Origin of the sequence: Streptomyces sp. NPDC001941, from assembly GCF_040296945.1 — a bacterium.
Classification (GTDB): Bacteria; Actinomycetota; Actinomycetes; order Streptomycetales; family Streptomycetaceae; genus Streptomyces.
Genome location: NZ_JBEOYE010000143.1, coordinates 1 through 17,024, shown reverse-complemented (window position 1 = coordinate 17,024; position 17,024 = coordinate 1). Strand labels below are relative to the sequence as shown.

Genomic DNA, 17,024 nt, shown 5'->3' with positions numbered 1-17,024 from the left:
CAGGGCGAGCAGAAGAACAAGAAGCAGGGGAACCATCGTTATCAACCTCCTGCACCTCGGATGCCCTGCAATTCTACGCCCATTCACGGGAAACCGGCTTGTTTGCAGTCCGTTCCGCAGGGCAGACGGCGATGCCACGAATCCCCCCGCGTTCTGCCCGCTCCCTCTTCTCCCCACCACGCGCAGGCGACCCAACAAGCCCTCGATCGACCGGGGACCCTTTCGCTCTACCCAGGCGGTAGCCCCTGCGGTGGGGTGGCGGTTCCGCGGCCTGGCGGTGTCACGTGCTCACCGGCCCGTTTGCCGGATTCGCCCGGGGGCAAGCGGGGGTCGTGCTTCGGACCCGTAGGCACTCCCCCTGCTTCGCACCGTCCCAGGCGTCCGGAGCGGGGTACCCCAACTGCCGCGCGTCACCCGTTGGCTGGAGAACCTCGTGAACACCACAGCCAGGTCCGGATCCACCACCAGGTCCCCCGACCGCCCCGCGGACGACCCTGACACCAGCCTGCTCTTCCAGCGACTGCGCGCCCTGGAACAGGGACCGGAGCGGGAACGGATACGTGAGCAACTGGTGCGGGCCTGGCTGCCGATGGCCCGGCGGATCGCCGACAAGTACCGTGAGCGCGGCGAGAGCCGTGAGGACCTGCGTCAGGTCGCGGCGATGGGCCTGGTCGGTGCGATCAACCGCTACGACCCGGCCTCGGGACCGTTCGCGGCCTTCGCCGTGCCCACCATCTCGGGTGAGATCAAGCGGCACTTCCGCGACTTCGGCTGGGACCTCCACGTCCCCCGGCGCGTGCAGGACGCCCGCAACAAGGTCCGCCGCGCGCAGCGTGAGCTCCAGGCCGTGGGCGGCGGGGAACCGTCGCTGATCGACATCGCCGAACGGGCGCGGATCAGCGTGGAACAGGTGCGCGCGGGACTGGAGGCCATGGACGCGTACAACGCGCTGTCCCTGGACCGGAGCGTGTCCCCCGGGGCTCCGTCCGACGAGGTCACCACGCTGTACGGCGCCGTCGGCCAGGCGGAGGGCGGTTACGACCTGGTGGTGGACCGCGAGTCCGTCCGGAGCGCGCTCGCGGCCCTGCCCGACCGCGAGAAGACGATCCTCTACCTGCGGTTCTTCCACGACATGCCCCAGGCGCGGATCGCGGAGCGGTTCGGCATCTCCCAGATGCACGTCTCCCGCATCATCACCAAGACCTGCGCCCGCATCCGCATCCAGGTCATGGACACCGACGACGATCCCGCGGCCCAGCACGCCGCCTGAACAGTCCGTACACCGCTCCTCCCCGCCCGCCCCGCGCCCAGGAGGCACCGTGGCCACTGGCCCCCTTCCCGAAGCAGAGAGCACCGACCCCGTGCCCTCGCCACTGCACGAGCCGGTCGCGGCCGCCACGCTGCTGGAAGGCCTGACCGTCGACGAACAACGCCCGGAACAGCCCGTATTGCTGGACGGGGCGGGGCGTCCGCTGCGCACCTGGCGCGAGAACTACCCGTACGAAGTGAGGCTGCGGCGGCGCGAGTACGAGGCCTCCAAGCGTCTGCTGCAGATCGAGCTGCTGAAGTTGCAGCGGTGGGTGAAGGACGCCGGCCAGCGGGTCGTGGTGCTCTGCGAGGGGCGTGACGCGGCGGGCAAGGGCGGCACGATCAAGCGGTTCACCGAGCGCCTCAACCCGCGCGGTGCGCGGGTGGTCGCCCTGGACAAGCCCACCGAGAGGGAGGCCGGCCAGTGGTACTTCCAGCGGTACGTCCCCCACCTCCCCGCTCCCGGCGAGATCGTGTTCTTCGACCGTTCCTGGTACAACCGCGCCGGCGTGGAACGCGTCATGGGCTTCTCCACCCCGGAGGAGGTGGAACGGTTCCTGCACCAGACGCCGCTGTTCGAGCGGATGCTGACCGACGACGGGATCGTGCTGGTGAAGTTCTGGTTCTCCGTCTCGCGCGCGGAACAGCGCACGCGCTTCGCGATCCGCCAGGTCGATCCCGTACGCCAGTGGAAGCTGTCCCCCACCGACCTCGCCTCCCTCGACCTCTGGGACGCCTACACGACGGCGAAGGTCGAGATGTTCCGGGCCACCGACACCGAGCACGCACCGTGGACGGTGGTGAAGACCAACGACAAGCGCCGCGGCCGCCTGGAGGCCATGCGCAGCCTCCTGGCCCGCTGCCCCTACCCGCAGAAGGACCAGGCCGCTGTCGGCGAGCCCGATCCGCTGATCGTCGGACCGGCCGACACCCTTCTGGAGCGGGACGAGGACCCCACCACCCTCTCCCCCACCCCGCTGTCCGACGCCCCGCACGGCCCGGGCAGCCACCCGGACCCGGATCCCGGGCGGTAGGACCCGGGAGGGCCGTGCGTACCGAGTCGTGGTCACGGTCCGGCCGAGGGCGGTTGCCGCGGTGGACGGTGAGGTGGGACGTGCGCGTGGAGGACGCCCCGGAGCGGGGCGTCCTCCATGGTGCGGTGGGTGGCGTCAGCGGCTGTTCGTCGGCGGAGGTCACGACGGGCTTCTCGGGCGCTGACTTGGCTACATTGAATCCGCACTGCGCGCTGTAGGGCGAGTTGGCCACGCCGTCCTCGGCGCGGACGTGCCACTTGTAGCGCTTGCCGTCCCGGAGGTCGGCGATCTTCACGGTCATGGTCCTCCCGCCCGGAGCCGAGGCCCGTGACGTCCACGTGGCGCGGGAGTGACGGGAGCTGTGGATCGGCGGCCCGGACACCGCCCCCGAGCCGACCCCGATCACCGGGGCCACCGGGGCGCCCGCGCTGGCGGTGTACGTCGCCGACGAGGACTGCGCCGTCGTGCACGGCGCCGCTCCCGGCGGGGAGGAATGGGTGGGCGTTTTCGAGGAGGAGGCCGCGGCCGAGTACGACGCGCCGCCCGACGGCTACCGACGGGAGGAGGCCGTGCGCGCGGCCCTCGCCTGGGCACATGCCGCGGGGCTCGACGCGGATCCGCCCGCGGTCGAGGTGGCCTTCGCGGACGGCTGGTACGACGACCTGACGGCGGCGATGGGGCTCCGCTTCACGGAGCGGTGAGCCGTCCGCAGCTCTTGGGGTTGGCGCGGTTGCCGAGGCCGGTGCGGTGGTCGGCGCGTCCGCTGGCGAGGCCGACGCACCCTGAACGCCAAGAAGGTGTTCGGCGGGGTCGACTGGTCACGCGTCGTCCCCGTTGTTCGGGAGCCTGTCGTACACCTCGTCGGTGACCGGCTCCAGCCATTCGTTGCTGACACCCTTGCCTGGGGTGATGAAGGCGAGGTGGGAGAACCAGGAGTCGGCCTTCGCGCCGTGCCAGTGCTTGGTGCCCGCCGGGACACGGATGACGGTGCCGGGGGTCATGCTGACCGGCGCCTCTCCTTCGGCCTGGTACCAGCCGCTGCCGGCTGCGCACAGGAGGATCTGGTCGCCGCCACCGTCCGTTCCGTGGTGGATGTGCCAGTTGTTGCGGCAGCCCGGCTCGAAGGACACGTTGCTGACCGGGACGCTTCCCCCAGTCAGGGGGGCCAGGTAACTCTGCCCGATGAAGTACTCGGCGTAGGCGTCGTTGGTCTCACCGAGCGCGAAGGGCTGCTGGAAGCCGTGATCGGCCATGGTGAATCTCTCCTTGATCCATACGAGTGTCGGCGGTACGCAGCCGGTGTCGGGTCCACACCCGGCCCTCGACTTCCACTCAGGTCAGCATGCGGCATGGAGCGGCAGCCCTACGAGGAGGAAGGTCCCCGGGTCTTCGATCCGGGAGCCGGGCTGAGCACCGGGCGGGGGGCCGTCATGTCGAGCAGGAGGAGGGCGTCGTGGTCGGGGCTGCCGGGTTCGGCGGTGTAGACGCCGATGCGTTGCCCCGGGGTGCCTTCGACGTGGAGGGACTGCGAGGTCAGGGTGAGGGCCCCTACCTGCGGGTGCTGGAACGTCTTGTGGGCGGGTTTGCGTCCTGTCACCTCGTAGCGCTCCCACAGGCCCGCGAAGTCCGCGCTCTTCAGCAGGAGTTCGCCGACGAGGTTGGTCAGGTCCGGCGCATCGGGTGCGGTGCCGGCGGTGGCGCGCAGGCGGGCGACGCAGGCGGTGATCTGGCGGTCCCAGTCGGGGAAGAGGTCACGGGCGGCGGGGTGGAGGAAGAGGTAGCGGGCGAGGTTCCGGTGTTTGGCGGGCCAGTCGTCGAGTCCCGCGTACAGGGCGAGACCACCGGGATTCCATGCGAGCACGTCCATGCTGCGGCTGATGACGTACGCCGGGTTCGGGCGCAGGGACTCCAACAGCAGCTTGAGGTGGGGTCGCACGGTTCGGCTGGGCGCGGGTAGCGGTTCGGCGACGTAGCGCGCGGCGCGGGCGGCCAGCTCGCGCAGGTGCTGGTGCTCTTGGTCGTCCATGTGCAGGGCGCGGGCGAGGGAGTCGAGGACGGCGGGGCTGGGGCGGGTCTCCTTGCCGCGTTCCAATCGGACGTAGTAGTCGATGCTGATGCCGGCCAGGGTGGCCAGTTCCTCGCGTCGTAGTCCTGGGGTGCGGCGGGTGCCGGCGCCAGGGGTGAGGCCGACGTGTTGGGGGCTGGTCTGGGTGCGGCGGGCGCGCAGGTAGCGGCCCAGCTCGGCGCCCTCGCTGTGTGCGCTCGTCGATGCCATGCCCCCAGTCTCACCCGTCCTACGCCCGCTGCGCAGCGCCGAGGGGGGCTCTGCCATTACCCCCGAAGAGCCCACCCTGCCTCCCGCGCGCAGTCCCGGCGAAGGTGAAGGGGCAAACCAACCCGCCTCCCGGGTCGGGCAGGCACGGCCTGCCCGGCCGGGCGAAGGTTGAAGGGGCTGAGCATCCGCGATGTGGAAGAGGGGCGAAATGCGCTACATCAAGCTGCGTGACCTGGAGGTTTCCCGGATCGGGCTGGGTGCCATGGGGATGTCCCACGGCTACACCGGCTCCGGCACCGACGATGCGGAGTCGATGAGGACCGTGCACCGGGCGCTGGAGCTGGGCGTCACGCTGATCGACACCGCCGAGATCTACGGCCCCTACACCAATGAGGTCCTGCTCGGCCGTGCGCTGAAGGGCCGCCGGGACAAGGTGGTCCTCGCCACGAAGTTCGGGCTGGTCTCGCACGGCGGCGACGGCCCGTGGAACCTGGACTCCAGCCCCGCGAACATCCGCACCGCCGTCGAGGGCTCGCTGAAGCGGCTCGGCACCGACCACATCGACCTGTACTACCAGCACCGCGTGGACCCGAGCACGCCGATCGAGGACACCGCGGGCGCCGTCGGCGAGCTGATCGCCGAGGGCAAGGTGCGCGCCTTCGGCCTCTCGGAGGCGGGCCCGGACACGATCCGCCGCGCCCACGCCGTCCAGCCGGTCACCGCGGTGCAGTCGGAGTACTCGCTGTTCACGCGCGGGATCGAGGAGCGGGTGCTGCCCGTGCTGCGGGAGCTGAACATCGGCCTGGTGCCGTTCTCTCCCCTGGGCCGCGGGATGCTCACGGGCACGGTGCGCTCCACCGACCAGTTCGACGAGAACGACTTCCGCCGCGACAACCCGCGCTTCACCGGTGAGAACTTCCGGCGCAACCTGGCCCTCGCCGACCAGGTCAAGGTCCTGGCCGACGAGGTCGGTGCGACGCCGGGACAGGTGGCCTTGGCCTGGCTGCTGGCCCAGGGCGGCGACATCGCCCCGATCCCCGGCACCAAGCGCGTGCCCCGGGTGGAGGAGAACGCCGCCGCCGACGCCGTCACCCTCACCACGCGGCAGATCGAGACGCTGACCGCCCTGCCGCCGGCCTCCGGCGCCACCCACACCGAGGCCCAGGCCCGGATGCTGGAGCGCTGATGCCACCCTCGCCGGAGCACTGCTCCGCTCACCCGTCTGGAGTAACCCCGTCATGCGCGCAGCCGTGCTGTACGGCGCCGGAGACGTACGCGTCGAGGACCGGCCCGACCCGAAGATCGACCAGCCCACCGACGTGGTCGTACGCGTCGTCGCTTCCTGCGTGTGCGGCAGCGACCTGTGGCCCTACGCCTCCATGCCCGCCGGCGGCACCGGCCGCCCCATGGGGCACGAGTTCCTCGGCATCGTCGAAGAACTCGGTACGGACGTGACCGGGCTGGCGGCGGGTGACCTGGTCGTCGCCCCGTTCACGTACAGCGACAACACGTGCGACTACTGCGCCAAGGGTCTGCACATCTCCTGTCGCAACGGCGGCCGGTACGGCTTCGACGGCGTTGACGGCGGACAGGGTGAGGCCATCCGGGTCCCGCACGCCTCCGGCACCCTGGTCAGGCTCCCCGTGTCCGCGGACTCCGCGCTGCTGCCGTCCCTGCTGGCCCTGTCCGACGTCATGACCACCGGCCATCACGGCGCCGTCACCGCAGGCGTCGGACACGGCGACACCGTGCTCGTCGTCGGCGACGGCGCGGTCGGCCTGTGCGCGGTCATCGCCGCCAAGCGGCTCGGGGCCGAGCGGGTCATCCTCGCCGGACGCCACCAGGCGCGCACGGATCTCGGCCGTGGGTTCGGCGCCACCGACGTGGTCGCCGAGCGCGGCGAGGAGGGCATCGCCCGCATCCGCGAGCTGACCGGCGGCGTGAACAAGGTCATCGAGGCCGTCGGCACCCGCCAGACCCTCGACACCGCCCTCGGAGCCGTCCTGGACGGCGGCACCATCAGCCGCCTCGGCGTGCCCCAGTACGAGGAGGGCCCCCTCGGCCCGGCCGTCTTCATGCGCAACCTCACCCTGACCGGCGGCGCCAGCCCCGCGCGCGCCTACATCGAACAGCTGCTGCCCGATGTCCTGGACGGCGCCATCGCCCCCGGCCGCGTCTTCGACCAGACCTTCTCCCTCGACCGGACCCCGGACGCCTACCAGGCCATGGCCGACCGCCAGGTACTGAAGGCCCTCATCCGCCCCTGACCACCACCACCGGCACCCACACCCACACCCACACCCACACAGCGAAGGACACTGTCTGATGAAGACCGTCACCCTCAACAACGGCGTCGTCATGCCACTGCTCGGCTTCGGCGTCTACCAGATCCCCGCCGAGGACACCGAGCGCGCCGTTTCTGACGCGCTCGCCGCCGGATACCGGCTGCTGGACACCGCCGCCGCCTACGGCAACGAAGAAGCCGTCGGCCATGCCATCGCGTCCAGCGGCATCCCGCGCGGGGACCTGTTCGTCACCACAAAGCTGTGGGTCCAGGACGCCCCCGCCCAGGACAACACCCGCCGCGCCTTCGAAACCTCGCTGACGAAGCTGGGCCTGGACCACGTCGACCTGTACCTGATGCACCAGCCCTTCGGCGACGTCTACGGCCAGTGGCGTGCCATGGAGGCCCTCAACCGCGAGGGCCTGACCCGCGCCATCGGCGTCGCCAACTTCTACCCCGACCGGCTGATCGACCTGATCGTCAACAACGAGATCACCCCTGCGGTCAACCAGATCGAGACCCATCCCTTCTTCCAGCGCACCGACTACCACGCCCTGATGCGCGAGCACGGCGTCCAGCACCAGTCCTGGGGCGGGTTCGCCGAAGGCAAGAACGACCTGTTCGCCAACCCCCTCCTCGCAGACGTCGGCAAGGACTACGGCAAGTCCGTCGCGCAGGTCGTTCTGCGCTGGCTCACCCAGCGCGACGTCATCACCATTCCCAAGTCCGTGCGCGCCGAGCGCATGGCCGAGAACTTCGACGTCTTCGACTTCGACCTGACCGACGAGCAGATGGCCGAGATCGCCACCCTCGACACCGGCCGGTCCCTGTTCTTCGACCACCACGACCCCGAGATCGTCGCCTGGCTCGCCAAGCGCCGCCTCGACGCCTGATCCAAAGCCCTGCGGCCGCTGCGAGCGACAGGCAACCGACGACCTGCCGCCCCGCTCGCTGCTCGAACCTCGTCTTCGAGCTCCGCCCGAGGCCCGAACCGCCCATCTGTCGACGCACTCTCCTGCGGGCCACACCGAAGTCGTGGCGCTTCAGGTAGACGCCCACAGGTGTCCACGAAGTCGCTGAACCTACACGCCGACTCCTCCTGACGTGAAAACCCGGAGGCGTCCACGATCTCTGATCTGCCAGAATCGCCGCGATCTGAGGAAGGTGCGCGGGGCGGGGATGAACCAGGTGGACGACGTTTTCGAGACGCATGTGACCGTGCGGTGCACGAGCGAGCCGGAGCTTGACCGGCTCGGCGCGTGGGCGGCGGAGCGGGAGTTGAAGGTCACCACCATCGTCCTCGCGCGCGGACTCACACCGGTCCAGCCGATGCTGACCCTGCGGGGCCGAACGGGTCACCCGGCGGTGGTGGCCGCCTTGCGGGCAGCCGGATTCGAGCCGGCTCGGGTGAAGGTCGAGACGGTGCCGTGGACCACGGAGCCCGCGGGGCCGGGCGGGGGCTACTACGAGCACCACGTCAAGCTGGCGCTGCCCGCCGCCTACGACCGTGCGGCGCTGGAGGACCTCGTCGTCCCGCACGGGGCCCATGTGTCGTGGAACGCGCGCCGGGAGCTTCCGGGGCCCGGTGGGCGGCACGAGCGGTTCGTGACCCAGCGGCACGCGGGGCCCCTGGACGCGGCGGGGCGCGCCTGCGAAGCGCTGATCGACGTATTGCTCGATGAAGGTTATGAACTGCTCTCGCAGGAGCAGGAGTTCGTGGTTTCCGACAGCGACCTGTCGTGGGACGAGGGCTGGCTGGAGGAGGCTGTATGAACGAGCAGCAGTGGACCCCGTCCATCCCGGACGGGCCGGACAGTGTCACCGAGTCGGCCACCGACCAGGCGGACCGGAGACACGAGCTGCCCCGCACGCTGACCGCCGGCGTCGGTGAGGTGGCCGTCGGGCACCGGGTCTTCGACCCCGCGCTGAAGCACTTCGACTACGCCTACCGGCCCGGCGACGGTGTCGTCGAGGACCCGCAGGTACGCGTGGCCTGGCAGGCTGCCCGGCGCGCGGCGCTGGATCTCGTGCTCGCCGCTGTCGCTGGCTCGCCGTGGGCCGGCTCGCTCGTCCTGCGCGGCAGCATGCTGATGGGGGCCTGGTTCGGTGACGCGGCCCGCGCGCCCAAGGACATCGACTTCGTCGTCGTCCCCGAGACCTGGCGCATCGAAGAGCCCCGGACCCAGACGATGCTGAGCGGTATCGCCGCCGCGGCCGAGCACCTGGCCCGTGAGCGGCGTATGGGCCCGTCCATCTCGGCGGCCGGAGCCGTGTCCGAGGACATCTGGACGTACGAGCGGGTGCCGGGCCACCGGCTGGTGCTGCCGTGGACCGCCCCCGGCGTCCCCGGCGGGCAGGTCCAGCTGGACTTCGTCTTCAACGAACGCCTGCCGACACCGCCCCGCCCGGCCGAGGTCGCGGGCGTCCGCCTGGCGGCCGCGGACCGTGAACTGTCCCTGGCCTGGAAGCTCATGTGGCTGAGCTGCGACATGTATCCGCAGGCCAAGGACCTGTACGACGCGGTCCTCCTCGCCGAGAGCTGCACCCTGCCCCTCGCCTTGCTGGAGACCGTACTGCGCGAGGCGGATGAGTGGCCGGGCGCGCCGGACGAGCCGCTGAACCTGGCGATGTTCGAGTGGGCCGCCCGCGCGGCCGACTGGGAAGGCTTCGACGCCCACCCCGACAGCGAGGCCGCACGACGCGACCTGGAGGCCCGCCTGGTCGCCGCCCTGGCACCGGTACTGGGGGCCATGTCCTGAGCGCGCCGGGCCCTGGTTCGCGCTACGGTCGGCGAGGTGGCCGGGTGAGGCTGCGTGCCGGGACTTCAGGGGCGGCCTGGGCACCGGGTGCGGTTCAGGGTCGGTCTCAGCGCCGACCGGAGCTTCCCGGCGCAGCCTGAGCGCCGAGCGCGGCGGAGTGCCGGGCCACGGTGTCGGCGAATGCGCGGGCCAGCGGTGACAGGGCGTCCCAGCGGCGCACCGCCCAGCCGGCGGTCAGCGGGGGCAGGTCGGGGATGGGTACCAGGCGCAGGTCCGGGTGGCCGGGTCCTCGCCAGCCGGGCAGGGCGGGGACAACGGCGTATCCGACGCCGAGTTCGGCCAGCAGGACGGCGGTGTCCCAGTCGGCAGCGCTGCTGTCGCTCGACACGTGTACTCCTGATCCACCGAGCCAGACGTCCAGGCGGGCGCGGGAGGTGGAGTTCTCCGGCAGTCCGATGAGGCGGACGTGCTCCAGGTCGGCGGGTGCGATGTGCGACCGGTCGGCCAACGGGTCACCCTCGCGTACCGCGAGCACCCACGGAAGCTCGACGACGGGCCGCTGCTCGATGCCGCGCACCGGGGTGTCCAGGGTGATCCAGGCGAGATCCAGTCCACCGGCGGCGAGTGCCTCGCAGCAGTCTCGGCTCGAGTTGGCCGTCTGGAACTCCAGACTGGCCTGCGGGTGACGGGCTCTGAAGTCGACGACGCCGGCGGACATGAAGTGCCGCACGGTGGTGGCGCCGGTGGTGATGCGTACGGAGCCGCCCTCGCCGCGTGCCAGGGCGTCGAGTTGGCGCAGCGCGTGGTCGAGGCTGCCCAGCCCGTCGCGCAGCGCAGCGTGCAGGATGCGTCCGGCCTGGGTGGGTACGACGCCGCGCGGGTGGCGTTCGACCAGGGCCAATCCCAATTCGCGTTCCAGCCGCTTCACGTGCTGGCTGACGGCCGGCTGGGTGCAGTCCAGGTCGCGGGCCACTGCGCTCAGCGATCCGGAGCGGCACACGTCCATAAACACACGGAGGTCATCAAGAGTCACCGACCCAAGCTACTGCTTTGGTCTTTGCAAGGGGAACGCAGGATTGACTTGGGTCTCGGGCCGTTCGAGGATCGCGGAGCCAGGGCGGCGACCCGTCCCGCACCGCAGCTGGATCCGGACCGGCGCGGGAGCACAGACGGGCGCCGACCCTGCCACCCTCTGGAAGGGACCACCCTGTGAACACCCCCTTGAACAGCCCTTCGAACAGTCCTTTGAACAAGAGCCCGTTCACGCGCGACGCCGTCGCCCTGCTGCGCTCCCTCGGGGCCGATCACGTACCCCACCCGGACAGCACCCTCCTCGCCCATCTGGGCCGCGTCCACGATCGCCTCGCCGCCTGGGGCGCCCGCCCCGCACTGCGCCTGGCAGGCCTGTGTCACGCCGCCTACGGTACGGACGGCTTCGCCACCGCGCTGCTGCCCCTGGACCGGCGCGCCGAACTGGCCGCCGTCATCGGCCCGGAGGCCGAACAGCTCGTGTATCGCTATGCCAGCTGCGAGCGCGGGACGGCCTATCCCCTGCTCACCACCGACGGCAGCCGCATCACCGACCGCTTCAACGGCCGCACACACGCACCGTCCATGCAGGAACGCGCGGACTTCGCCGAGCTGACCGCCGCCAACGAACTCGACCTGGCCGAACACGATTCCGAGTTCCGCGCGCAGTGGGGGCCCGAACTGCACGCCCTGTTCACGCGATTCGGCCCCCTGCTGACCCCAGCTGCACGGGAAGATTCGCGAAGGCTGCTCGCCCCGGGCGTGGCCGACCGCCCCTGGCGCGTGGCCGTACTCGGGCCCGGCGGCGTCGGTGGCCTGCTCGCCGCGCTCCTGGCGCGGGCCGGACACCACGTCATCTGCCTGGCCGGAGAGCCGACGGTTCATGCCTTGCGCGACGGCGGACTGCGCGTCAGCAGCGCACAGTTCGGCGACTTCGGCGTACCCGTCGAAGCGGATACCGTACTGCGCCGCCCCGTCGACCTGTGCCTGGTCACGGTCAAGCAGACGGCTCTGGGCCCGGCCCTGGACCGGACACCGTCCTCCGTGCTCGGCAACGCCTTGGTCCTCCCCCTGCTCAACGGTGTCGAGCACCCCGCTCTGTTGCGTGAACGCTTCGGACCCGACCGCGTCGTACCCGGCGCCATCCGGGTCGAGTCCACCCGTACCGCACCGGCGACGATCCGGCACAGCAGCCCGTTCACCGAGATCGACCTCGCCGGACGAGCGCGATCCCTGGCGCCGCTGGTCGCCGTCCTTGAGGCAATCGGCATAGCTGTGCGTACGTACGACGACGAAGCAACGGTGCTCTGGACCAAGCTGGCTTTCCTCGCCCCGCTCGCTCTGCTCACGACCCGCCACCGCCTCACCGCAGGTGAGGTACGCACCACCCACCGAGCGTTGCTCACGGATCTGATCGCCGAAACCAGTGCCGTGAGCCGGGCTTGTGGCGCGGCCACTGATCCTCAGAGGATCCTCTCCCTGTACGACTCCTTCCCGGCCACGACCAAGTCCTCCATGCTGCGCGACACGGAAGCGGGCCGGCCGACCGAGCTGGACGCCATCGGCGGGGCCTTCCTGCGCGCCGCGGCGGAGCACGACGTGGCCACCCCGCTCACCGCACGGTTGGTGACGGAGCTCGCCGAGCAGGTTCCGTGCCCTGCTGTCGGGCCTTGAGCTGGTACGCCCGGCCTCAGTTGCGGTTCAGCGTGCGCGTCACGCCCGCCACCACGGCCGTCGTCAGGATCCAGCCCGCCGCCATGAGGGCGTACGCCAGCCAGGAGACCGGGCCCGACGGCCAGAACCAGGCGGTGCGCTGGCCGAAGCCTCCGATGGGGACGAGGAGGTCGAGGGTGTAGACGACGGCGTTGAACGGCGCTCCCTTGCCCGGGTCGGTCGCGCGCGGGGTGTGCGTGCTGAAGGCCACGACGCCGACCAGCGTCAGGACGGCGAGCCACAGGCCCGCGAGCCAGGGCCGGTAGCCGTAGCCGACGGTCCGGTCCAGGAGGTGGCCCCACAGCCGCGCGGGCAGCGGCAGGGTCTTCCTGCGGTGGCGTTGCTTGGTCAGCAGTACGCGTCTGGCCTCGTCGTCGTGGCCGATCTGCCGGTACCAGAGGGCGAGTTGTTCGTACGGCTGGGCGGCGTAGCCGGGATCACGCCCGAGCCAGTCAAGGCGCGACGCGAAGGAGGCGGCCGTGACGCCGTCGCTCTCGTGGAGGGAGCCATAGGTGAAGCCCTGCAGGTGCACGGTGGGTGGCCAGCGGTCCGTGCGGTCGTGCAGCGCGGCCGCCTTCGCGTCGCGCAGGTCGATCTCGCCCGACGGAGGCACGGCCGGCGTGAACACGAGTGCTCCGGCTTGCATGCGGGCGCAGTCGAGAGCGGTCACAGGGGCGTGGAGGGTGGCGTCGTCGAGCGTGAGCTGGTCCGTTATTTGCGCGCCGCGCAGACTGACCGTGCCCTCCGCGCTGAACCCGTCGGAGAGCCAGACGCTGCTCGCCACGACGTAGTCGGCGAGGAGCGCGGGGCCTTCGGCGTTCCGTAGCCGCGCGTGTCGCATGTGCAGGCCGCCGGTGAGCTGCGCGCCCAGCATGCGTACGCCCCCGTCGATGACGGCTCTGGTGCAGAAGAGACCGCCTTCCATGACCAGACCGCCGGCGAAGACGGCCCAGGAACGAGCGTCGGAGGGCGAGTTGGCCGTGATGGTCGCGTCGTTGAGGATGAGCTCGCCCGCGATGTGCGCGTTCTGCAGGTTCAGCGTGCCGTCGACCACGGTCTGCCCCAGCGCCACACGTCCGTCGACCCGGGCCAGCGCGAGGTCGATCCCGGGAAGCCTGCTGCCCTTGAAACCGAGCGTGCGGGTCGTGGCTCCGGAGAGGCGGACGGGCTGCTCGAACCAGCACCCTTCGAGCCAGATGCCGTGCCGAACGTCGGCTCCGCCGAGGTCGAGCGCGCCGGTCACGCGGGCGCCGGCGACCCGCAGCGCCGGAACCCGCGCCGAGGGGCCCGGGCCGTCGCCCAGGAGCAGCGCGCTGACGACGTCGGCCCTGATCGACCGCTCCTCGCCCCACCCGTCCCCGCAGGCGATCTCGTCCCGGGCGTCTCCCGTACGGAAGTCCACCGCGCGACCGCCGAGGTAGGCGTCGCGCAACCGCCTTTCCGCCGAGGTGAGTTCGTGATCAGGATGCACGCGGTCAGGTTAGCGGTCGCCCGTTCCCGCACGGATCACACCGTCATCACTACCTGCAACACCGAAGCCCTGCGCCACACCGCGGCCGCGTCCTAGAGTGACCTTCTGGTCACGGAACCAGCAGGTCGGGAGCGTGTGGCCAGTGTCCGCGAACGTCTCGACCCGGCTGGATCCCTACGCGCGTTCCCCGCGCTCCCCCGTCGCGCTGGGCGACCGGGGGACGGGGTGTCCTACGGGTGCGTATCCGTGGCCGCGATGACCTCGTCGAGGCGGTCCAGGGCGGCCTGCAGGTCGTCGGCCTTGGCCTGGATGCGCTCGCGCTCGGCCCGCAGCATGGCGCGCTGCTCGGCGTCGGTGTGCCCGGTGTCCCAGCACGGGAGGAGCTCCGCGATCCTGCGGCTGGTCAGACCGGCGGCGTACATCTGCTGGAAGAAACGCACCAGGACCACGGCCCCCGCGGGGTAGAGCCGCTGTCCGGACGGGCTGCGTTCGGCGACGAGCAGGCCCTGTTCCTCGTAGTAGCGCACGGCACGCACCGAGACTCCGGCGCCCCTGGCCAGCTCGCCGATGCGGATCAGGCGCCCGGTGTCGTCGTGCACGGTGTCGTCGTGGGTGACGGTCACGGTTCTTCCTCTCGCCCCGGCTCCGGTCGTCGGGGGTTCCTGTCGTCAACAGTGCCTCTGACGTCGACGTCAGGTTCCAGGGTACGGGTACGGGTACGGGTACGGGGACGGGGATCGTCCTCGGCGACCTGGCCGACGACCGGGCCAACGCGCTCGTCCGCGACGGCTCCGCCGCGGGGCCACGGCCCGCCGCCCCCGCCGCGCTGGCGGGGGTGCGGACGGGGTGCGGCTGGACCTGTGGTTACTTGCGACCATTCTGGACCGCGCCGAACATCTCGAAGAGCGTCGAGGCGACCGGCAGCCACTCCCCCGGAGGGACCGACTTGGGCAGGCGGCGCAGCTCGACCTGCGCCAGTCCGGGCGCCCCGCTCCCGTGTCCCGCGTCGAGGGCGTCGTGCTGGCCCATCGCCGGGGAGCTGGCCTTCATGCCTTCGGTGACCTCGCTGCCGCCGCCGGCGGACATCAGGTCCGGTCCTCCGCTGGTGATGCTCTCCAGCCACGCCGCGCGGCCCGGGCCCCGCGAGGTCGTCGCGTCGCCCGCGCCCCGGTCGGAGAAGCCCTGCTTGTAGACGGGCTCGTCGGGCTCGAAACCGCCGTGGGAGAGCACCTTGCGGGGGTCGAAGGCGGCCTTCGCCTCGTCGGGCAGCGACGCGAACATGGCGGAGAAGCTCATCCGCGTCATCACCGGGAGGAAGTACTTCGCCTGGTCCTGCTGCCGGGACTGGCGCTCCCCGGCCAGCAGGTAGGTGTAGATCAGCGCCAGGAGGCCCTCGAGCGCCCCGGTCCCGGTGTCCGGCAGGTCCTCGACGTAGGCGGCGGTGAGGTGCTGGGCGTCCGCGAGGATCTTCGCGTCCCGCCTGGGGTCGGCACCGGCCAGCGGGGTCTTGTCGGTGCGCTCCTCGGGTTCCTCGTCGAGGATGGCGACGTCCTCCGGGTTCGTCGGGGACTCGACGGGGAGCTGGGTCTTCATCAGGGCGTCGAACAGGGCGAGCATGCGCTCCAGGCTCACGCCGCCGGTGGCCTGCGGCGCGGCGGTGGGGGGCATCAGGCGGTTTTCGCCGGGCACGTAGACGTCGTGTCCGGCGTGCTGGTGGACCGTGCCATCCGACAGCGCTTCGTGCAGGGGTGTGTCGCCGCCCATCAGCTGGGACAGCCTCGCGGTGGTGTGGATCGCGGAGAAGGCGTCGGCCATCTCGGACACCGCCCGCTTCATGCGTTCCCACTCCGGGTTCTCCCCCTCCTCCTCGAAGGGGACGGTGACGAATTCCAGGGCGCTCGCGTCGGGGGTGATGTACCAGTCACCCGAGTCGGCCTCGAAGACCTTCTCGTCCTTCGCGATGACGGCCTTGTCGTCGGCCTTGACCAGCATGTTGCTCTCGAACTCGAAGCCCACCTTGCGCTGGATGGGCAGGGACAGGGCGCCGGGGGACGGCTCGGCGGCGGTCTCCTCCGCGTGCTGTTCCGCTACGGAATGCGGGCTGGCATGCGCGTGTGATTCCGAGGGGGAGTCCAGATGGGAATCCGGGTGGGAATCCGGGTGGGAATCCAGGTGCGGTTCCGTGACAGCCCGCTGGACCGGGGCCGCGGCGGCGCGGTTGCCGACGCTCTCGGCCTCGCGCTCGGCCGAGTCACGGGCGTCGGACAGCCTCAGCCCGTTGCCCATGTCGGTGCCGGGGACGGTGCCGCGCTTCTGCTGCCAGATGTGGTGCAGCTCGTGGTAGAAGGTCTGCGGTCGCGACACGTCTCCGACGATGTGGTTGCCGGACGTGAGGGCGATGGCACCCACGGACCGGGCGACTTCCCTGTCCGTGTCGGTGTCGTGGAGTTCGACGTCGCGGTACGTGCCCTTGGGGGTCCCCAGCCTCGTCTCCGCGTCGCGCTGGACCTTCTCCGGCAGGTGACGGCCGCGCGAGCCCAGGACGTCGCTGACGGCCGCGCCGACGTCGGCGCTCGCTTCTCCGTGACCGCTGTCGGGTTCGGGCCGCCGCATCCGCCGTTGGAGGGCGCGGGCCACGGCGGCGTTGCCGATGCTCTGCTGGAGCGCCTGTGCCTCTCCCGGTGCGAAACCGGCTCCGGCGGGGGGCACGGCCGACGTGGTGTCGGGGGTCCGGCGAGGCGTCGCGGTGGGCGGCCTGGCGACATCGGATGTCTTTCCGGAGTGGTCATGCGCGCGCATGTGCTGTGCCTTTCGCCGTACGTACGTACTGATCCTGGTTCACGCGGCCGTCGCCTCTCGCCCGTCACCTCTCGCCCGTCGCGCTTGAGCGGTCCGGGCCGCCACGGACGGCCTCGCGGTCGGGGGCGGGGCCGGGGCGCCGTGAGGAATGACGGCGCCCCGGGTACGGGCCGTGTCAGATGAGGCCGTTGCGCAGTGCGTAGCCCACCGCGTGGGCCCGGTTGCGCAGCTGCAGGCGCGTGATGACCTCGTGGATCACGTTCTTGACGGTGCGTTCGGAGTAGGCGGTCTTGCGGGCGATCTCCGCGGTGTCCAGGCCCTCCGAGACCAGGCGCAGCATGTCCGCCTCGCG

General features: G+C 71.1%; 16 protein-coding genes and 1 pseudogene. 10 read left to right on the top strand and 7 right to left on the bottom strand.

Annotated features, from left to right (window positions below; genetic code table 11):
* The first annotated feature begins 433 nt into the window (after nt 1-433).
* The 3 genes from ABT160_RS43825 to ABT160_RS43815 all read left to right on the top strand — a co-directional run bounded on the left by ABT160_RS43825 (nt 434) and on the right by ABT160_RS43815 (nt 3,043).
* Complete coding sequence (locus ABT160_RS43825) at nt 434-1,270, top strand: SigB/SigF/SigG family RNA polymerase sigma factor (RefSeq protein ID WP_351655068.1); 837 nt, start codon at nt 434-436, stop codon at nt 1,268-1,270.
* 91 nt (nt 1,271-1,361) lie between these two features.
* On the top strand, nt 1,362-2,342 hold the full coding sequence (gene ppk2, locus ABT160_RS43820; protein ID WP_351655076.1) for a polyphosphate kinase 2: 981 nt from the start codon (nt 1,362-1,364) through the stop codon (nt 2,340-2,342).
* 497 nt (nt 2,343-2,839) lie between these two features.
* Entirely contained in the window at nt 2,840-3,043 is a 204-nt protein-coding gene (locus tag ABT160_RS43815; RefSeq protein ID WP_351655065.1) for a hypothetical protein, read from the top strand.
* Between the two features lie 117 nt (nt 3,044-3,160).
* On the opposite strand, the gene ABT160_RS43810 is transcribed toward ABT160_RS43815, so the two are convergent.
* The gene (locus ABT160_RS43810; protein WP_351655062.1) at nt 3,161-3,595 is read right to left on the bottom strand and encodes a cupin domain-containing protein; all 435 of its coding nucleotides are present in this window, start codon (nt 3,593-3,595) and stop codon (nt 3,161-3,163) included.
* A 110-nt stretch (nt 3,596-3,705) separates the two neighbouring features.
* Nucleotides 3,706-4,617 carry a helix-turn-helix transcriptional regulator gene (locus tag ABT160_RS43805; RefSeq protein WP_351655059.1) on the bottom strand — a complete coding sequence of 304 codons (912 nt, stop codon included), beginning with the start codon at nt 4,615-4,617 and terminating at the stop codon, nt 3,706-3,708.
* A gap of 208 nt (nt 4,618-4,825) precedes the next feature.
* Here ABT160_RS43805 and ABT160_RS43800 point away from each other — a divergent pair, with 208 nt between their 5' ends.
* The 5 genes from ABT160_RS43800 (at nt 4,826) to ABT160_RS43780 (ending at nt 9,660) form a co-directional block, all read left to right on the top strand.
* Entirely contained in the window at nt 4,826-5,803 is a 978-nt protein-coding gene (locus ABT160_RS43800) for an aldo/keto reductase (RefSeq protein ID WP_351655057.1), read from the top strand.
* A 52-nt stretch (nt 5,804-5,855) separates the two neighbouring features.
* Entirely contained in the window at nt 5,856-6,884 is a 1,029-nt protein-coding gene (locus tag ABT160_RS43795; protein ID WP_351655055.1) for a zinc-binding dehydrogenase, read from the top strand.
* Between the two features lie 58 nt (nt 6,885-6,942).
* On the top strand, nt 6,943-7,794 hold the full coding sequence (locus ABT160_RS43790; RefSeq protein ID WP_351655052.1) for an aldo/keto reductase: 852 nt from the start codon (nt 6,943-6,945) through the stop codon (nt 7,792-7,794).
* A 286-nt stretch (nt 7,795-8,080) separates the two neighbouring features.
* Nucleotides 8,081-8,674: a hypothetical protein gene (locus ABT160_RS43785; protein WP_351655050.1), complete on the top strand. Its 594-nt coding sequence runs from the start codon at nt 8,081-8,083 to the stop codon at nt 8,672-8,674.
* A complete protein-coding gene (locus ABT160_RS43780; protein ID WP_351655047.1) occupies nt 8,671-9,660 on the top strand; it encodes a nucleotidyl transferase AbiEii/AbiGii toxin family protein in 990 nt (329 codons plus the stop codon). The genes ABT160_RS43785 and ABT160_RS43780 overlap by 4 nt, the downstream gene beginning before the upstream one ends.
* Before the next feature lie 106 nt (nt 9,661-9,766).
* On the opposite strand, the gene ABT160_RS43775 is transcribed toward ABT160_RS43780, so the two are convergent.
* Nucleotides 9,767-10,693: a LysR family transcriptional regulator gene (locus ABT160_RS43775; protein ID WP_351655045.1), complete on the bottom strand. Its 927-nt coding sequence runs from the start codon at nt 10,691-10,693 to the stop codon at nt 9,767-9,769.
* Between the two features lie 176 nt (nt 10,694-10,869).
* Between ABT160_RS43775 and ABT160_RS43770 the strand changes: the two are divergent.
* Nucleotides 10,870-11,184: pseudogene (locus tag ABT160_RS43770) on the top strand (DUF6817 domain-containing protein); the annotation flags it as partial.
* Nucleotides 11,185-11,451: 267 nt separating this feature from the next.
* Nucleotides 11,452-12,363, top strand: coding sequence for a ketopantoate reductase family protein (locus ABT160_RS43765; protein ID WP_351655073.1), 912 nt, complete (start codon nt 11,452-11,454; stop codon nt 12,361-12,363).
* 16 nt (nt 12,364-12,379) lie between these two features.
* Here the strand turns inward: ABT160_RS43765 and ABT160_RS43760 are convergent, their stop codons facing one another.
* From ABT160_RS43760 to ABT160_RS43745, 4 genes are all read right to left on the bottom strand, one after another.
* Nucleotides 12,380-13,873, bottom strand: coding sequence for an oxidoreductase (locus ABT160_RS43760; protein ID WP_351655043.1), 1,494 nt, complete (start codon nt 13,871-13,873; stop codon nt 12,380-12,382).
* A gap of 230 nt (nt 13,874-14,103) precedes the next feature.
* Nucleotides 14,104-14,496 carry a MerR family DNA-binding transcriptional regulator gene (locus tag ABT160_RS43755; protein ID WP_351655041.1) on the bottom strand — a complete coding sequence of 131 codons (393 nt, stop codon included), beginning with the start codon at nt 14,494-14,496 and terminating at the stop codon, nt 14,104-14,106.
* Nucleotides 14,497-14,737: 241 nt separating this feature from the next.
* Nucleotides 14,738-16,582, bottom strand: coding sequence for an eCIS core domain-containing protein (locus ABT160_RS43750; protein ID WP_351655039.1), 1,845 nt, complete (start codon nt 16,580-16,582; stop codon nt 14,738-14,740).
* Nucleotides 16,583-16,847: 265 nt separating this feature from the next.
* The coding region (locus ABT160_RS43745) for a LuxR C-terminal-related transcriptional regulator (protein WP_351655070.1) at nt 16,848-17,024 on the bottom strand (177 nt) is incomplete at its 5' end.